Origin of the sequence: Paraburkholderia hiiakae, from assembly GCF_904848665.1 — a bacterium.
Classification (GTDB): Bacteria; Pseudomonadota; Gammaproteobacteria; order Burkholderiales; family Burkholderiaceae; genus Paraburkholderia; species Paraburkholderia hiiakae.
In genome coordinates, this window is record NZ_CAJHCQ010000015.1 from 198,069 (window position 1) to 213,507 (window position 15,439).

At 60.4% G+C, this 15,439-nt stretch carries 13 protein-coding genes; 8 read left to right on the plus strand and 5 right to left on the minus strand.

All coding sequences use genetic code 11. From position 1 onward, the window contains the following. Positions 1–710 precede the first annotated feature (710 nt). From JMY28_RS26270 to JMY28_RS26295, 6 genes are all read left to right on the plus strand, one after another. A complete protein-coding gene (locus JMY28_RS26270; protein WP_201698807.1) occupies positions 711–3,131 on the plus strand; it encodes a DUF3141 domain-containing protein in 2,421 nt (806 codons plus the stop codon). A gap of 235 nt (positions 3,132–3,366) precedes the next feature. Further along, complete coding sequence (gene fabI / locus JMY28_RS26275; protein ID WP_201698808.1) at positions 3,367–4,149, plus strand: enoyl-ACP reductase FabI; 783 nt, start codon at positions 3,367–3,369, stop codon at positions 4,147–4,149. Positions 4,150–4,337: 188 nt separating this feature from the next. Beyond that, the gene (locus JMY28_RS26280) at positions 4,338–5,453 is read left to right on the plus strand and encodes a transporter (protein WP_236597048.1); all 1,116 of its coding nucleotides are present in this window, start codon (positions 4,338–4,340) and stop codon (positions 5,451–5,453) included. 688 nt (positions 5,454–6,141) lie between these two features. Beyond that, complete coding sequence (locus tag JMY28_RS26285; protein WP_201698832.1) at positions 6,142–6,732, plus strand: BPSL1445 family SYLF domain-containing lipoprotein; 591 nt, start codon at positions 6,142–6,144, stop codon at positions 6,730–6,732. A 393-nt stretch (positions 6,733–7,125) separates the two neighbouring features. Next, positions 7,126–7,815, plus strand: a complete 690-nt coding sequence (locus JMY28_RS26290; protein WP_201698809.1) for a potassium channel family protein — start codon at positions 7,126–7,128, stop codon at positions 7,813–7,815. A 718-nt stretch (positions 7,816–8,533) separates the two neighbouring features. Next, on the plus strand, positions 8,534–8,890 hold the full coding sequence (locus JMY28_RS26295; RefSeq protein ID WP_201698810.1) for a SpoIIAA family protein: 357 nt from the start codon (positions 8,534–8,536) through the stop codon (positions 8,888–8,890). A 201-nt stretch (positions 8,891–9,091) separates the two neighbouring features. Here JMY28_RS26295 and JMY28_RS26300 read toward each other — a convergent pair whose 3' ends face one another. From JMY28_RS26300 to JMY28_RS26310, 3 genes are all read right to left on the minus strand, one after another. Next, complete coding sequence (locus JMY28_RS26300) at positions 9,092–10,168, minus strand: extracellular catalytic domain type 1 short-chain-length polyhydroxyalkanoate depolymerase (protein ID WP_201698811.1); 1,077 nt, start codon at positions 10,166–10,168, stop codon at positions 9,092–9,094. 32 nt (positions 10,169–10,200) lie between these two features. Then, positions 10,201–10,626, minus strand: a complete 426-nt coding sequence (locus JMY28_RS26305; protein WP_201698812.1) for a CopG family transcriptional regulator — start codon at positions 10,624–10,626, stop codon at positions 10,201–10,203. A gap of 423 nt (positions 10,627–11,049) precedes the next feature. Beyond that, the gene (locus JMY28_RS26310; RefSeq protein ID WP_201698813.1) at positions 11,050–11,316 is read right to left on the minus strand and encodes a hypothetical protein; all 267 of its coding nucleotides are present in this window, start codon (positions 11,314–11,316) and stop codon (positions 11,050–11,052) included. Positions 11,317–11,990: 674 nt separating this feature from the next. On the opposite strand from JMY28_RS26310, the gene JMY28_RS26315 reads away from it, so the two are divergent. Continuing rightward, positions 11,991–12,710 (plus strand): Crp/Fnr family transcriptional regulator, encoded by a 720-nt coding sequence (locus JMY28_RS26315; protein ID WP_201698814.1) that lies wholly within the window; start codon positions 11,991–11,993, stop codon positions 12,708–12,710. 489 nt (positions 12,711–13,199) lie between these two features. On the opposite strand, the gene JMY28_RS26320 is transcribed toward JMY28_RS26315, so the two are convergent. Both JMY28_RS26320 and JMY28_RS26325 read right to left on the minus strand, forming a co-directional pair. After that, positions 13,200–14,069, minus strand: coding sequence for a PRC-barrel domain-containing protein (locus JMY28_RS26320; RefSeq protein ID WP_201698815.1), 870 nt, complete (start codon positions 14,067–14,069; stop codon positions 13,200–13,202). 63 nt (positions 14,070–14,132) lie between these two features. Next, positions 14,133–14,720, minus strand: a complete 588-nt coding sequence (locus tag JMY28_RS26325; RefSeq protein WP_201698816.1) for a BPSL1445 family SYLF domain-containing lipoprotein — start codon at positions 14,718–14,720, stop codon at positions 14,133–14,135. Positions 14,721–14,955: 235 nt separating this feature from the next. Between JMY28_RS26325 and JMY28_RS26330 the strand changes: the two genes are divergently transcribed. Next, positions 14,956–15,378, plus strand: a complete 423-nt coding sequence (locus JMY28_RS26330) for a type II toxin-antitoxin system HicB family antitoxin (RefSeq protein WP_201698817.1) — start codon at positions 14,956–14,958, stop codon at positions 15,376–15,378. Positions 15,379–15,439: the final 61 nt, after the last annotated feature.

The following is a 15,439-nucleotide window of genomic DNA, read 5'->3' on the forward strand; positions in this document are numbered from 1 at the left end:
GACCGTCCGCGGTTTCATGCGTGCGCGGTGGCGACTTGACGACCGAGCGGCGGCAAAAACGATGCGGCCGATGCCGAGGCGATCGCTGAACGACTTGACGCATTCGGCCGGAATGCGACGAACGGTGTGTCCAAGCGCCGCAAACCAGCGTCCCCAGTGGTCCGACCAGGCACAAGCCCCCATTGCGACGCGGCGCGGCGCTAACTGTGCGAAAGGAGCGTGCTGTCTACACGATGCCGACCCTGCACAAACCGCTCAGCTGGATATGGGCCGATGGTCCTATAGAGAAACCACGCGAGAGGCTGCACGATGCGGTTCATGCGAACCGAATCGTCACAGGAAAGCGCATCGACAACGTTGCCGAACCGGCCAGCCTGGCGGAACCCTGTAACGAATCTGTCACACACGTCTGCCAGTGTGTTGAGGGATACCCATGACAACATTGAACGCTACAAGCGTTACTTGCCATATATTCGTAAGCATTCCTTTCATTCAATCGTCGTTCTACGCAAGACGTCCCGACTTCCCCGTCGTCGCTCTGTATCGAGACTCGTTCACCACAAAATTAGATTGGGACAATTCCCTGTTACGCAAAGCGACTCGCTCAGCATGACGCTGCATGCACGAGTCGTAGACGTCTGCGTCCGAACAGACCCTCGAGACGGCGGACGTGTCCTCTCTCACTCGTTCGCGGACCAGAAGGTGATGCAATGACTGACGTAGCGAATCAATATGCACGTAGCCAGGAAATCGGACGCAAGGTTGCCCGGCTTCTCGCAAAACGATCGGAAGTCGCGCAAACCCAATTCAATCAGCGGTTGGCTGATGCGGCGGGACGACTCCGCGACGACGGCAAGCCAGTCTCGGGCAGTCCCGCTTGGACCACTGCGCTTGACCCCCTGGCTGGGTACCGCTACGCAACGGATCTCGTTGAGCGTTCCGTCCTCTTCTGGGATACCTTGCGTCAGCGTGGCAATGCGTTCGTCGACCAGGCGCGCCAAGGTCTTCAACCCGTCCTGCATTTCGAACACGAACTCATCGTCGACGGCCGGAAGCTACCGCGGCCGGTCAACTATGCGCTCGTTCGCCTGCTGCCTCCTGAGGGAGTCGTCATCGACGTTAGCAAGCGTCCTTATGTGATCATCGACCCGCGCGCGGGCCACGGCCCCGGCATAGGCGGTTTCAAGGACGACTCGCAGGCCGGGGTGGCACTCAGGGCTGGCCACTACGTATATTTCGTCATTTTCTTTCGCGACCCCGAACCCGGGCAGACGCTGCTCGACGTCTGCGCGGCAGAAGAGCAATTCATAAGGAAGGTGCGTGAACTGCACCCGGACAGCCCGAAACCGGCGATCGTCGGAAACTGCCAGGGCGGTTGGGCTGCCATGATGGTGGCGAGTTCCGACCCCGACCACACCGGGCCGCTCGTCATCAATGGCGCTCCGATGTCCTACTGGAGCGGCGCGTGGAGCGAAGGGGAGGGCGACAATCCCATGCGCTACTCCGGCGGCATGCTCGGCGGCACGTGGCTCGCGTCGCTGACCGCGGATCTTGGCAATGGCAAGTTCGACGGCGCTCATCTCGTGCAGAACTTCGAGAACCTCAATCCCGCCAACAGCCTGTGGGACAAGTACTATCATCTGCTCGACAACATCGATACCGAACCGCCGCGCTTCCTCGATTTCGAGCGCTGGTGGGGCGGCTATTACCTGATGAACCGCGAGGAGATCGAGTGGATCACGCGCAACCTGTTCGTTGGTAACAAACTCTGGTCGGGCGAGGTTCGCGGACTCGACGGAGCGGCGTTCGACCTGCGAGACATCAAGTCGCCGATCATTCTGTTCGCATCGCTTGGCGACAACATCACGCCGCCCCAACAAGCATTCAACTGGGTCGCCGACATCTACGGAAGCACTGAGGAGATCAAGGCGCGCGGTCAGGTGATCGTCGGACTCGTGCACCGGAGCATCGGCCATCTCGGCATCTTCGTCTCGGGCAAAGTGGCGAAGAAGGAACACCAGCAGATCACGTCCGTACTCGAAGCGATCGAATCCTTCCCGCCCGGTCTTTACGGTATGGAGATCGCCGAGCGCCGGGGCGAGAACGGAAAGACTGAATATGACGTGTCGTTCCGGGAATATCGGCTCGAGGAGATCGTCGAGCGTCTGAACCGGTTCGAGCGTACCGACGAACATCCGTTCGAGGCCGTCAAGCGCGTATCGGAGTTCAATCAGCGCGCGTACGAGCTATTCCTGCAGCCCTGGATAAGGGCGATGTCGAACGAAACGACGGCGAACCTGCAGCGGCAGTTTCATCCACTGCGCGCGCAACGCTGGGCGTTTTCGGACATGAATCCGTGGCTCGAGTGGCTCGGGCCGACCGCAGAGGCGGTCAGGGCAAAACGCCTCGCGCAAACCCATGAGGAAACGCCGTTGAAGGAGTTCGAGCACTGTGGATCGGCAATGATCAGTGCATCGCTCGACTTCTATCGCGCGATGCGCGACGCCATGACGGAGAGCGCCTTCTTTTCGTTCTACGGCAACATGTTCGTCATCGAACAGGGCGAAGAGGCGCAAGCGAAGCCCATCGAGGCAGCAGGGGCTCCGCGCGACCTGTCTTTTGTGAAGGACGCGTTGGCGTCGATGACCGAGGGCGGCTATACGGAAGCGCTTGCTCGCGCCGCTTGCCTGCTCGCGCGCCGTGGCGAGCCGCTCCCGCTTGCGCGGCTTGTCCTGCGCCACGAACTCGCGAAGGACTATGCCGCGTATTTGCCCCAACTTCCCGGCGACCAGTGGAGGCGCGTGCGCGGTGAGCAGGAAATCATCGTGCGTTACGAGCCGGAGCAGGCGCTCGCCACGCTGCCGCATTTGCTGGAAGACCCGAAAGACCGCGAGAAACTCCTTGAGCTGGCTGAAAAGCTTTTGGCCGACAGACGCGTTCAGGAAACGGAGCCTACTGCTGCGCAGCTCAGCATGCTCGACAAGATCCGTTCGTCCCTGCCGCTGGAGCGTGGATCCGCGTCACGGGCTGCCACATCGATGCATGAGGTTCCTGAAGCACCGCGCGCCCGCGTGACACCGGGGCTCGAGGAGGCATCGCGAATGGTGAACACGAAAAGTACGACCGGCTGATCGCCATTTACCGGTCTCTGCCGCCGCTGGCCACCGCCGTGGCGCATCCCTGCGATCCAGGCTCTCTCTCGAGGGCGCGTTGCAGGGGCTCGACGCGCTGGTTTTCGCGGCGGGCATCGGCGAGCACACTCCGGAGAGCCGGCGGCCAGCCTGCGAACAGGCAAGCTGGTGCGCAGTGGAAATAGACAGCAGTGCGAACGAGGCGTGAATCTGCATGATTGCCGAGGGGAGTCTAATGAGACTGAATATTCAACATCCGGTCCTGTCGGGCAAGAAGGCGCTGGTGACGGGCATCGCCAACGAACATTCGATTGCCTATGGCTGCGCGAAGGCGTTCCGTGAAGTGGGCGCCGATCTCGCGATTACCTATGCCGACGAAAAGGCCAGGTCATATGTAGAGCCGCTGGCTAAAGATCTCGAGGCGCCCATTTTCATGCCGCTGAACGTGGCCCGGCAAGATGAACTGGAAGCCGTATTCGATCGTATTGCGAGTGAATGGGGCGAACTCGACATACTCGTGCATTCCGTCGCATGGGCGCCGAAGAGCGATCTGCAGGGAGGGCTGCTCAACTGCTCCGCTGAGGGCTTTGCGGCGGCCATGGACATTTCGTGCCATTCATTCGTCCGGATGGCCCGGCTTGCCGCGCCGCTGATGAAGAGCGGCGGCTCCATGTTCGCGATGAGCTATTACGGCGCGAACAAGGTGGTTCCCAACTACAACGTCATGGGTCCGGTCAAGGCGGCGCTGGAAGCGTGCGCGCGCTATCTGGCTTATGAACTGGGGCCGCAGCAGATTCGGGTGCACGCCATATCGCCCGGGCCCCTGAAAACCCGCGCCGCATCCGGCCTGAAGGACTTTGATGTGCTCCTGACGCAAGCGGCGGAACGTGCGCCCCTTGGCGAACTGGTCGATATCATGGACGTAGGCTTCACCTGCGCGTATCTCGCGACGCCTTATGCCCGGCGATTATCCGGCGAGACGCTCTATGTCGACGGTGGTGTTCACATCATGGCGTAGGCGCACGACGCGTTCGCTTTGTGGCGTGAGGGGGCGCGTTCCTTCACGCTTCGTATCGCGCGCGTTGCCGCGTCGATGTGCAATCCCGCGGGCAGCACCGGTTTCACCCACTGAGCCAAGACCAAACTCCGTTTTTCGATGCAGGCCAGCCGTCAGGTCTGTTTCTGCGTGCCGCAAACGGGGACGTGATGAATCCTTTGCCCGACACACCGTGCGGCGCGTTCGCCCCAAGACTGGCAGCAGCCGGTTCAAACAATTGGACCAAGGTCCTATACCTCGAGATTGACCTCACTGATACGCTGGGTCAATCATGCTCGTGGATCCCACTCCGATCGCGCCGTGCATCGTCGCTGTTGGCGGCCAGCGAGGTAGACCTGACCATGAGGTGTCCATTCATCCACTGGACGCTTCGGCCCGCCGGCGCCGTCGTGCTCCTGCTTCTGGCGATCACGGCGCAAGCGCAGGAACTCGAGCCGCGCAGCTATTCGCCCTCCCCAATCGGCACGAACTTCCTTGTCGCCGGCTATGCGTATCTGTATGGCGATGTGCTGACGGATCCGTCCCTGCCCATTACCGGCGTGCGGTCGAAGATCAACATCGTGTCGCTCGCGTACTCACGCACGTTTGCGCTGGCTGGCCACACGGCATCGCTCGCGTTGGCGATGCCCTTCAGCAGCGGGAATCTCAGCGGCGTCGTCATTGGCGCACCAACCGAAGTGCATCGCGCTGGAATTGGCGATCTGAAGCTGCGCTTCGCGTGGAACTTTATCGGCAGTCCGGCGCTTACGCCTGAGGAATTCGCCCGGCGCGAGCAAGCGACCTCGGCCGGCATCAGCCTGACGATGTCGGCTCCGACCGGCCAGTATCTTCCTTCCCGGCTGGTCAACATAGGCACCAACCGCTGGGGATTCAAGCCGGAGATCGGCATCTCGCAGCCCTATGGAAACTGGTTCTTCGACGCGTCGGCTGGTGCGTGGTTCTTCACCCGCAACAACGACTTCTTCGACGGCAACACACGAGGCCAGGATCCTCTCATGTTGCTGCAGCTGCATGCCGGGTACAGCTTCCGTCCGGGGTTATGGATCGCAGCCGACATCGGCTATGCCGCGGGCGGCCGCTCGAGCACGAACGGGCTACCCAATGAAGACAGGCAGGCCAACATGCGTTACGGCCTGACGTTCTCCGCCCCCTTGGTACGCGGTTGGTCCGCGAAGCTGGCGCTTTCCAGCGGGTTCATCACGCGCGCAGGCGGTGACTACAAGTCCGTCGCGTTTGCGCTTCAATATCGCTGGTTCGATCGTTGAGGCGGGCACACCTGTCGCGCGATCACATCGCCTGGCGCGATGACTGCGGGTCGCCCTGATTGTGCCGCAGCGGAGCCGGATTGTGCCGGCCGATTCATGAGCGCTTGCGCCGCCTGCTGCGTTTCTTGCAAAGGGGTAGGCGTAAGCAACACACTAGATAGAGACAGCGCGAGCGGCGACGGCGTTACATCGACCGATTGAATCCACAGTCCGTAAGCAGCCAGCCCGTTCGCGACGACGAACGCATATCGGTAGTCGGGCCCACGCATCTCTGCAAGAGGCTGCCATCACCATATTGGACCTAAGTCCTATTGCGCAACGCGCGAGTCTGCCGAATATTGTTGGCACGATGACGAACGGGGAGCCCGGCCGGACTGGATTGATCGATATCGCTGCATCGCCAGACGAAGAGACTTCGCCTGGCTTTGGCTCAATTTTCACCTCCACTGGCGGCGCCATAATCATTGCCTCATTTTCCGGCCGCATACGTCGAGGCGATTGAGCCGCCTGCAATAACTGGCCTCTCGACCTGCTCCATCCGTTTGCTTCGCATGACTCGTTTCTCGACGAAAATAACGAGTAGGCTTCGCTCTGTCACGCCCTCAACATAGCCAACGCATTGACTGCATGCGCCACGCCGGATAATTACCACAGGAAGTGAATTCGACCGTAACCCTTGATGGAGGTGATGATGCGCAGACGTTCTGTTCTGAAGACAGGTGCCGCGACGCTAACGATCGTGGGGCTGTCGCTAACCAGATTCCCGGCGACGATGACTGAGGCCGTTGCCGCAGAGTCCGATGCGGCGAAGCGTCACGAAATCGACGCCAAGGTCAACGCGACATTGTCTCGGCTGTACGAGACAGTCAAAGGCTCAAAAGAACTTGTCGCCAAAGCGAATGGCGTACTCGTATTCCCGGCTGTGATCAAGGCTGGCTTCGTCGCTGGGGGGGAATACGGTCAAGGCGCTTTGCGGGTAGGCGGGAAAACGGTCGGCTACTACAGCACGGCGGCGGGCTCATTCGGCTTGCAGGCAGGTGCGCAATCCAAGGCTGTCATCTTCCTCTTCATGACGCATGATTCGCTTACTAGCTTCCGCAACTCGAAAGGCTGGTCGGTTGGTGGCGAAGGATCGGTTGCGCTGTTGAAGGTTGGAGCGAACGGCCAGATCGACACGACAACGGCTACCGCGCCGGTTCAAGCCATTGTGATGACCAACGCCGGACTGATGGGTGATGTGTCGCTGTCTGGCGCCAAGATTTCCCGACTGAAAATCTGAAGTCGCTCTCGCTAGCGTATTCGGCCATCGCCAGAAGAAAGCGCGACGATTGACTGCGTTCGCAGAAAAAATCAGCCGGTGAACCGTGACGCCATCACGAAGGGCCCGTTTGACCCGTAGAAGCGGTCCTTGAGGTCGCAACTGCCCGTGCGGCTGGATCGGGTCGAGACGACCCGTCCGTTTTCACCCAAGGGCGACGTTCGTTCGAACTGAGCACCGTCTCCTCCGTGAATATGAGTTCAGGCCGCCGCCGCGGGCTCTTTTTCGACTACTGACTGTAGACGTCTGCCAGACGTAGGCGGGAGCGGCGGGGTGCGCTACCGCCTTATACTCCCGTCACACGCGGCTCGGGCTGCCTCGCTGCGACATACGCGAACCAGGGGAGAGATCACCATGGCCATCCGTACCACGCGCGAAGCGCTGTCTCGCATTTTCTACCAGCGCTGCTTCTGGCTGTTTGTCGTGCTGGTCACGCTCATCGGTGCGGTATCGTTTGTCCCCCCGAGCGACAGCGGCCGCCTCGTCCTGAACGTTGTAAATATGTTCCTCGTAATAGCGACCGTGGCAGCAGTCGGCCGTACGACCCTGCCGTTCGTGATCGTGCTGTTACTCGCCATTCCGGCCATGTGGTTCCAGTACCTCGGCCTGTGGCACGACGACGAGACGAGCCTTGCCATATCCTGGATGTTCAGCGCCTCACTCTACTTCATCACGGTTGCGTATCTGCTCCGCTACGTTTTCCAGCCGAGGATCATGACGGCGGATAAGCTGTTTGGCGCCGCAGCGGCGTATCTGTTGATCGGTGACCTCTGGGCGTACATCTACGCGATCATCGGATTCTTCTATCCGCAGTCGTACATGATCGTCGGGCAGCCGGGTCGGCTCGTTTATGCCGACGCGCTTTACTTCAGCGTAACCGTGCTCACGAGCACCGGCTTCGGCGACATCACGCCACTCACGCGCCCGGCACGCGGCATGTGCATGATGGAACAGATCACCGGCAGTTTGTTCGTCGCGATCCTGATCGCCCGCCTCGCCGGCGTTTACCCTCCGCGAGAGAGCTATACCGACGACAAATCTTAGGAAGTCAGGAAGCTTCGTCGTGTCAGTGTGACCGCGGGCGATATGCGTGGACTCGACGGCCAACTAGACTGATTGAAGGGCAGTTGTACTTCGATTGTGTTGAAAAACTCTGCGGACAAGCGTTCAGTGAGGTTTTCAGGTGTCCTTTTTTACCCCTAGCCGACGCTCATGAGCGGTTTGTGGGGCGATCTGAGAGGTCGGTTTTTCGCGAGCAGGACCTGCTGCGCAGCGAAGAGTGTTTTTCAACACTATCCTTCGCAAGCGCCTGGTTCGTCTGCGCCGGCTTGCGAATGTCAGCGGTGGAACGCGCAGTTGTCCCACAGCCCACGATCACCGACCGTCGGCTATGGCCGAATCGTGTGCGTAGCTCGTACGTCAGGTTCCGGAGTCCTGCCGCCGTTCTACTGGCAGGATTCCGCGCTTGCTCAAGACAGATGGTGGCCACTTTCAGGCGGCCGTTCGCAAAGTCACCAGACGTCTCAAAGATGTCACTGTGGGGAGGGTGGCGATTTGGCCGCGACCGAAAGCCCTCGCATCGCGGAAAGTCGCCAGCGAGGCGGCGGGACGATGGTAATGGAGGCGGCCCCGTCAGCTACTCTGAATGGCGTTCTACCAAGCTAACCGAGCCGGTTGAGAAGGGGTAGCATTGGAGCGTTCCCGAACGCCAGGCTCCTTCGCGCCTGAGCATGTAACGTCCTCCTGATAAGGAGATCTCGCCATGATCCTGTATCACACCGAGCCGGACTCCCCAGTCATCGAAATCCATGTGGAAGGCAAGATTACCGATTACGATCTGCGCGAAGCCATTGAGCGTATGCGTGGCGATCTCGAACTGAACGGCAAGACCCGCGTGCTCGAACTTATCGAGCATTTCACGGGTATCGAGCCGAAGGCGCTGTGGACCGATATAACGCTCGGCGTTTCGGTGGCCCGCAAGGTCACGCGCGCCGCCGTGGTGGCCGATGCGGGTTGGCTTCGTGCCTCGATGCATCTGGCTCGATTCTTTACGAAGGCCGAAGTCAAGGCGTTCCGCGTCAACGAGCTGGAGCAGGCGCGCATCTGGATCAAAACCTGAGCGCCGCCCGGTGAATCTCGTGGCAGTCCGGCTGCCCATCAGACGCCGTGCGCCTCTAACCGACCTGCCGGAGCCATTCGTCCGTTGCTAGCGAACGTCTCATAAGATTTTATAAGCAGTCCGATCTGAATCGGTAGTTTCGGCCTGTCACATCCCACGTCACCAAGAGCAGGGTGTATCAGCCCCGCCAGTCACCCGGCCTTAACGATGGTGGTGGATTGGATGGTCAAGAAAGAAACGCAGCATTTCGGCGCTCGCGTTGGGACCGGCGGGGTCCGTGTAGCTCCCGCGTGCGTCACCACCCGCCCATGCGTGGGGGGCGCCGTGTACGGTCCATAACTCAGCCTCTACACCCTCACCGGAAAGCAGACGCGTCACCGTCCAGTCGCGTAGTCCGCTGCCGGGGCCACGCGTCTCACGGCTGCGTTGCGTCGGCATCCCGAACGCTCGCACGATTCGGGCGGCGTTCGCCACATCGACAGTCCCGTCGGCGTCACCATGAAAGACGATGAGTGGCCGCTGCGGCGACTCCAAAGTAAGAGTCTGTGACGGGTTGCCTCCTTTCATTGCCGCGAGTGCAGAGGGCAAATCGTGTGCGCATCGGGCTGGCAGACCGGAGTGTATGCCCGCGGCCGCATACAGTTCGGGATACTGATCGACCAAGACTGCTGCCATCGCGCCTCCAGCGGACATTCCTGCAATGTAGACGCGCGCAGGGTCGACAGGGTGTCTCGCGATGATTTCGCGCGTGATGCCAGCGATCAACGAAGGCTCGCCGCACTCGCGCCGCTGGTCGCCGGGCTTGAACCAGTTCCAGCATTTCGACGGATTGGCCTGTCGCGGCTGCATCGGATAGGCAACGAGGCATCGGTGCTGGTCGGCTAGGCTGTTCATCTGTGTACCGGCTGCGAAATCGTCAGCGCTCTGCGTGCAGCCGTGCAGCATGACGATCAGGGGCATGGGTTCGCTGGTGGCTGTCGCCGGCACGTAGAGCCGGTATTGACGACGACCGGCGGCATTCGAGTAGGTGAGCGTATCGAAATGGCTGCGGTCCTCCGCATCGAGACTTACCTTGGACCGGAGTGGCAGGGGAGCTTGCGCCCTTTTCGCAGTGGGAGGAAGGGTGCGCGCTTGCGCCTCTGCTCCACCGGCCGCGGGACGGGATGGATCGCCGCGCAGCGCACGCTGTATGACTTCGGTTGCCGCGGTGGGACCGCGCGTACGCAATACCATCATCGCTTCGCGCATCGAATTCAAAAAGCCTTCGCTCGGTTTCATGACTTGTCCGGTGGTTGCCCGGGTCCGTATGGCTAGCGGATCCGGTTGGCGAGTGCAGCCTTGACGGCCGCAGGGGCGTGGAAGGCTCCCAGCACCACGACACTTTCGATTGTCGCGAGCGCGAGATCGGGTGAAACGTCATCGGCTATGCTCGCCAGCCCCAACACCTGAATGTTGAGGCGCTCGTGCGCCGCGCGTATGGCCTCCAGATCGTCACGGGAAAAGTGCCGCATCCCGAGCACGAGCGCGCGGCGCTCGATGGTTTCCCGCATGGCTGTTGCATGCACCGCGAGCTGATTGCGGATCGCTGTTCGAATGAGGTCCGTTCGGTTTGAATAGAAACCCTCTTCAACCAGCAGATCGATTTGCCCGAGATCGACGGGGCCAAGATTGATCGTGATCTTTTCCGATTCGCCGCCTCTGGAACGGGGAAGAGCACGCGGCGCGGTGTTTTTCATTTTCCATCCCTTGACCATCCACATAGATGGTTATAGGCGTCTATTCGCTGCGCCGCAACATGGAAATTGAGGGCATGAGTGTGATACTCGATCGTCGTGAGCGTGAGGGGCAGCAGCGAGTTCGGGCATACCGATGGCCGTGCCTGGCACGCTGAGGATGATGTACGGGATAAGCGCCCGGCATCACGTCAACCTCAGACAGGCCAACGATCTCAGGGGATGAGATAGATCCAGCGGCGAGAGGATGGCCTGTTGCCAATCGGTACGTGCGGTGCCTTCGAGGAAAGCAGTGTTGACGATGCTGGGCACACGATGCGAAATATTGCGTCGAACATGTCCGCTGACGTGTGAACGAGCTCAACGTGGATTTCGCAGCCGCAGTATTGAATTGTTCTTTACACAGTCACACCAATGCGATTGGGTTTAGGCGGGTAAATAGCGCTCGCAAGACCGGAGTAAACCTTCGGCATGCTCGCGACCTCGCTCGACCGCTTCCTTTCGGTCCGGGTATCCCTCCTTTTCAACTGAGCGGAAGTGATGCGCGCCCGAAAATGTCCGCTTGCCACCACCGGGGACAATTTCGCCCCAAAATCCGAAGATCTCCGATTCGCCCGGAGGAAGTCCGATGCCGCGATTGATGACGAACACGTCGACGTAGACGTCGAATAGACCGATCGAGAAACAGGCCATGACCGACTCCGTTCAGTATGCGACCCTACCCAGGCGGTTTTGAGCGACCCAGCCGATTGCGGGCACGATCTTCAGGTTGATTCCGTGGTGCCGGGTGCTCCGGCGGTAGAGCGCAGCGCTGTGTTAGCCGCGACCAGCAGCCCCGCATCGTGTGCGTGTAGAACCATGTCGACTGCGTTGAATGCATGTAACAGATCTTTCTGACCGGACTCCCAGCGCTAATAATGTCGCTTCGGCTGTGTGGTTCTTCGCGCTACGGTCGTTGTCCCTGTGATGTTGTCTGGCCATACCCCCTCCAATCTGAGTGAGTTCCCGAAGTATGCATCGACCGTACTGACCGGAATGGGCCGGCCTGACAGGGATACAATGAGGTGGATCTGTGTGGCAGTCGGTACGGCATCGGACGGTGCTGTTATCGTCTGCGCCGCTATCGTCGCGTGTCAGCATCGCCACTGGATCGCGATGAGACCGCTGGCTGTGCGGCAGCGTGCCCTGCAGCACGCAATGTGCCTCCTATAGTTTGAGAAGCAGCGAGGTGGGCCATGCATATCGCGGCGGCACACCAATGGGCGGCTTGGCTTCGGTCGCTTCACAGTATTTTCTGAAACCGGGAACGATCACGCGATACGCCCTTTGGGGACGCGGGTCCCCGTACGGATACCCTGGAGCAGGACATGACGGACGAACAGTGGTTGAGCGGAAATCACTTGCTCTCGGTCCTTCCTGCTGCCGAGTGGGAACGTCTCTCCCCACATCTGTTGAGCGTGGACATGCCACTGGGGCAGGTCGTCTACGAATCGGGTGACACGCTCAGCCACGTCTATTTCCCGACGACGTCGATCGTCTCCCTGCTGTACGTAATGGAAAACGGCGCATCGGGGGAAATTGCCATCGTGGGCAACGAAGGGATTGTCGGCATCGCCATTTTCATGGGAGGCGAGACGACACCAAGTCGCGCGGTCGTCCAGAGCGCGGGCAAGGCGTTCCGTCTCGACACCCGCGTGCTCAAGGAGGAGTTTAATCGTGCCGGTCCCATGCAACGGCTGCTGCTGCGATATACCCAGGCACTTATCACGCAGATGGCACAGACCGCTGTGTGCAACCGCCATCATTCAATCGACCAGCAGTTGTGCCGCTGGCTGCTGTTGAGCCTCGACCGCCTTGCGACCAACGAACTGAAAATGACCCAGGAGCTGATTGCCAACATGCTGGGCGTACGCAGGCCAGGTGTCACCGAAGCGGCGATGAAGCTTCAGGAAGCCGGGCTGATCCGCTACAGCTACGGCCACATAGAAGTACTGGATCGGCCCGGGCTGGAAAAGCGCGTCTGCGAGTGTTACAGCGTGGTGAAGCGTGAATTCGATCGTTTGCTGCCCGATCTGAAGGCGCTGTGATGGGCGTGCCGCCACTAGCGCCTCACGGTAGCGGCTCTCGCGCCTTTTGTAGCAGGGCACTTCTCCGCATCGAGATGCAGTAATTGTCCAATGCCGTACAGACGTGTGTCCCGATTTGCGAAATCATTGACTCACGGCCGACGCATAGTATGCCCTGCCGGGGCAACAGCGATGTGAGCCACGCAGCCGCGACACGGTGGATACGCAATGCGCCGCAGAACGGCAGCTTGAGCGTGACCGGCGGTCGACAACGGTGTCAGCCCATCACGGATGCAACGAAATTTTGATCAATGCCGGAACTCAATCAGGGCCGGCAGTCCGTCCTGAAAGGCGGAAACGGGAAGCCGGCGAAGCGTCGGCTTTTTCATGAAAGATAGTGGAATACTGCTCGCAGCGACGGTATCCACGCGATGGAGACCACCAGGCTCGGCCCGCTAGCGCAGACTAGCGGGCACGCAGCTGGGCATGCAGCGGGGCCATGCAGCGCGCTCATTCGTAGCGTGGCTGGCGGGGTCCCGCCTGGCTGTCCCGCGGATCGGCGTCCGGTTTGCCTTCGAGGCGGCCGGACAGCGGGAGTGGCCCAGCTTCCGACCAATATCCTTCGCGGTTGTAAAACTCGTGTAGCGCCACCTCGTAGCTTCGATGAACCGGTATCGCGTCGTCGTAGGCCGGGCTACGCTGGATCGTATCGCGCGTGAGTGAGGTCGACACGGTCGCGGCGAACCAGTCGACGAGTTCGATCCAGCGCGTAGCGATCAGAACGTCCTTTCCGCCGGGCCACCAGTTGCGCGTGTCGACTTTCAGATAGCGCAGAGCCCACGCGCGGTCGTCAAAGATGAAACCCGAAACGTGGCCGATCGTCCCGTCTATCGTTTCGATGTGATAGCCCTTGACCTCGTCTGTGCTGCGTAGATGGACGTCCGGCAAGGCACGGTTTACGTGCGGGATGAGGTGTGGTGGCGGGGCGGGTGCCGCGAGCCCCTGCGCTGCCGGATCGAACGCGGGCCAGGCCCCCATTCCCCACAGATTCGGTCCACCCCAATACGTCGGATAGCTGTAGTAACGCAGGTACTCGATCTCGTGCTGGCGCGATACCGGCTTGTGTGCGTCGAGCGTCGGGCTGTCACGCACCTGTTGCCGCGTCAGCTTCACGTAGACTGTACTGGATGACCAGTCCACGTGTTTGAGCGAGTAAGGCGAAACGAGCACCTGTCTGTCATGGAGCCAGTTTCCGGTCTCGACTACGAGGTAACGAATGCCCCATGTCTCATCGTCGAAATAGACCTGATTGATGCTGCCGATCTCACCGTCCGAAGCACGGACGTCGCATCCGTGCAGATCCTTTATGCTTCGCAACATGACGCCTCCATGATGTCAAAACCGGCGCAGCAATGGCATTCGAAGCGCCGGCCGCCGCATCAATCAGAGTGAATTGAGCCGCGTGACCTTGGTGCCTTCGAGCGATGCACCGGCCATCAGGCCGGTGTTCGTCAGCACGAACGCTTCGACCTGGCCGGTCGCGGTGCTCGTGTCAACGTTGCCGTTTGCGCCTACCTTCAGGACAGCGACAGAGGCATCTCCGCCCGCGGACCAACCATCCGTGCTGCGAAACCGCCTGAGCGATTCATCGGTCATGAACAGGAAGACGATTGCACGCGACTGGGCGCCGATCTGCCAGCCGACTGATCCGGTCGCCGTGCTGTAGTAGCCGACCGTATGACCATTCACGCGCAGTGATCCTTCGCCATACTGACCTCCGACCACGAAGCCCGCGTCGATCACGGACGGGAATATCAGCACGCCTTTCGCTTTGGAAACCAGTTCGCGCGAGCCGGTCGCGTCGTCATAAAGGCGATCGAGAGTCAAGTCGACACCTGCGTCGATGGTTTGACGTTTGTTCATCTGCTGGCTACTGGTGTCCGATGGGCCGGTGGTGGTGCAGGCGGGAAGCGCCAGCACGAGCGTGAGGGCGAGGCCCGTCGCGCTCAAGATGAATGTTGGTCTACGCATGACGGTCTCCTGGGTATCCGACGATGCTTCCGACGCTACGCCGAATCCAGGCTCGATGCGGTACGACACCGTACAAATTCGTTGTCCGATCTGTTGAATCGGGTGATCGAATTACGCGACAGGAATCGCGGCGCAGAGCGCAGGAAAGTCCTGCACCGTACAGACGTGAAACCGCATGCGTTGCATGATCGGGGTTCGCGCGAGGGACCTCTCTCGTGTCAGTCAGGAGGCGCTTGTGCACTATCCCCTGTATGTTCAACGCCGCGATGGCAGTGGCTATCGCGGCACGTTTGCGGATTTTCCCTGGCTCGAAATGGGAGGGGACACGCTTGACGACCTGACGTTAGGCGCAGAGCGTCTCGTGCAGCGGATGTATCACCAAAGCGCACGCATCATCCCTGCGCCGACCAGCGATACGACGAAGCTGCAGGCACTTGAAATGGACGATGGAACAGGGTTGTGGATCTTCGTCGATGTCGACCTGGCAGACGTCCAGTCGCACTCCGTGTTCGTCCGGCTCAGCGTGGACAAGAGTTTGCTGCAGGCGATCGATCAGGCGGCTCGGCGCCTCCATATGGACAGGTCAGCCTATATCGCACAGGCCTGCGTCCATGAACTGGCGCATGAGGGCGATGATTGCGCGCTTCTACGTTTCTGAACCAGACTCGTTGATTGGGTCCGACGAGGGGCCCTGCGGGTTGCATTGTCTATCGATCAGG

Excerpts from the sequence above, each read along its gene's own strand:
- JMY28_RS26300 (WP_201698811.1), bottom strand. The coding sequence starts at position 10,168 with ATGAAACCGAGCGAAGGCTTTTTGAATTCGATGCGCGAAGCGATGATG.
- JMY28_RS26325 (WP_201698816.1), bottom strand. The coding sequence starts at position 14,720 with ATGCGTAGACCAACATTCATCTTGAGCGCGACGGGCCTCGCCCTCACG.
- JMY28_RS26280 (WP_236597048.1), top strand. The coding sequence starts at position 4,338 with ATGAATCCTTTGCCCGACACACCGTGCGGCGCGTTCGCCCCAAGACTG.
- JMY28_RS26305 (WP_201698812.1), bottom strand. The coding sequence starts at position 10,626 with ATGAAAAACACCGCGCCGCGTGCTCTTCCCCGTTCCAGAGGCGGCGAA.
- JMY28_RS26315 (WP_201698814.1), top strand. The coding sequence starts at position 11,991 with ATGACGGACGAACAGTGGTTGAGCGGAAATCACTTGCTCTCGGTCCTT.
- JMY28_RS26285 (WP_201698832.1), top strand. The coding sequence starts at position 6,142 with ATGATGCGCAGACGTTCTGTTCTGAAGACAGGTGCCGCGACGCTAACG.
- JMY28_RS26290 (WP_201698809.1), top strand. The coding sequence starts at position 7,126 with ATGGCCATCCGTACCACGCGCGAAGCGCTGTCTCGCATTTTCTACCAG.
- JMY28_RS26270 (WP_201698807.1), top strand. The coding sequence starts at position 711 with ATGACTGACGTAGCGAATCAATATGCACGTAGCCAGGAAATCGGACGC.
- JMY28_RS26310 (WP_201698813.1), bottom strand. The coding sequence starts at position 11,316 with ATGGCCTGTTTCTCGATCGGTCTATTCGACGTCTACGTCGACGTGTTC.
- fabI (WP_201698808.1), top strand. The coding sequence starts at position 3,367 with ATGAGACTGAATATTCAACATCCGGTCCTGTCGGGCAAGAAGGCGCTG.
- JMY28_RS26320 (WP_201698815.1), bottom strand. The coding sequence starts at position 14,069 with ATGTTGCGAAGCATAAAGGATCTGCACGGATGCGACGTCCGTGCTTCG.
- JMY28_RS26295 (WP_201698810.1), top strand. The coding sequence starts at position 8,534 with ATGATCCTGTATCACACCGAGCCGGACTCCCCAGTCATCGAAATCCAT.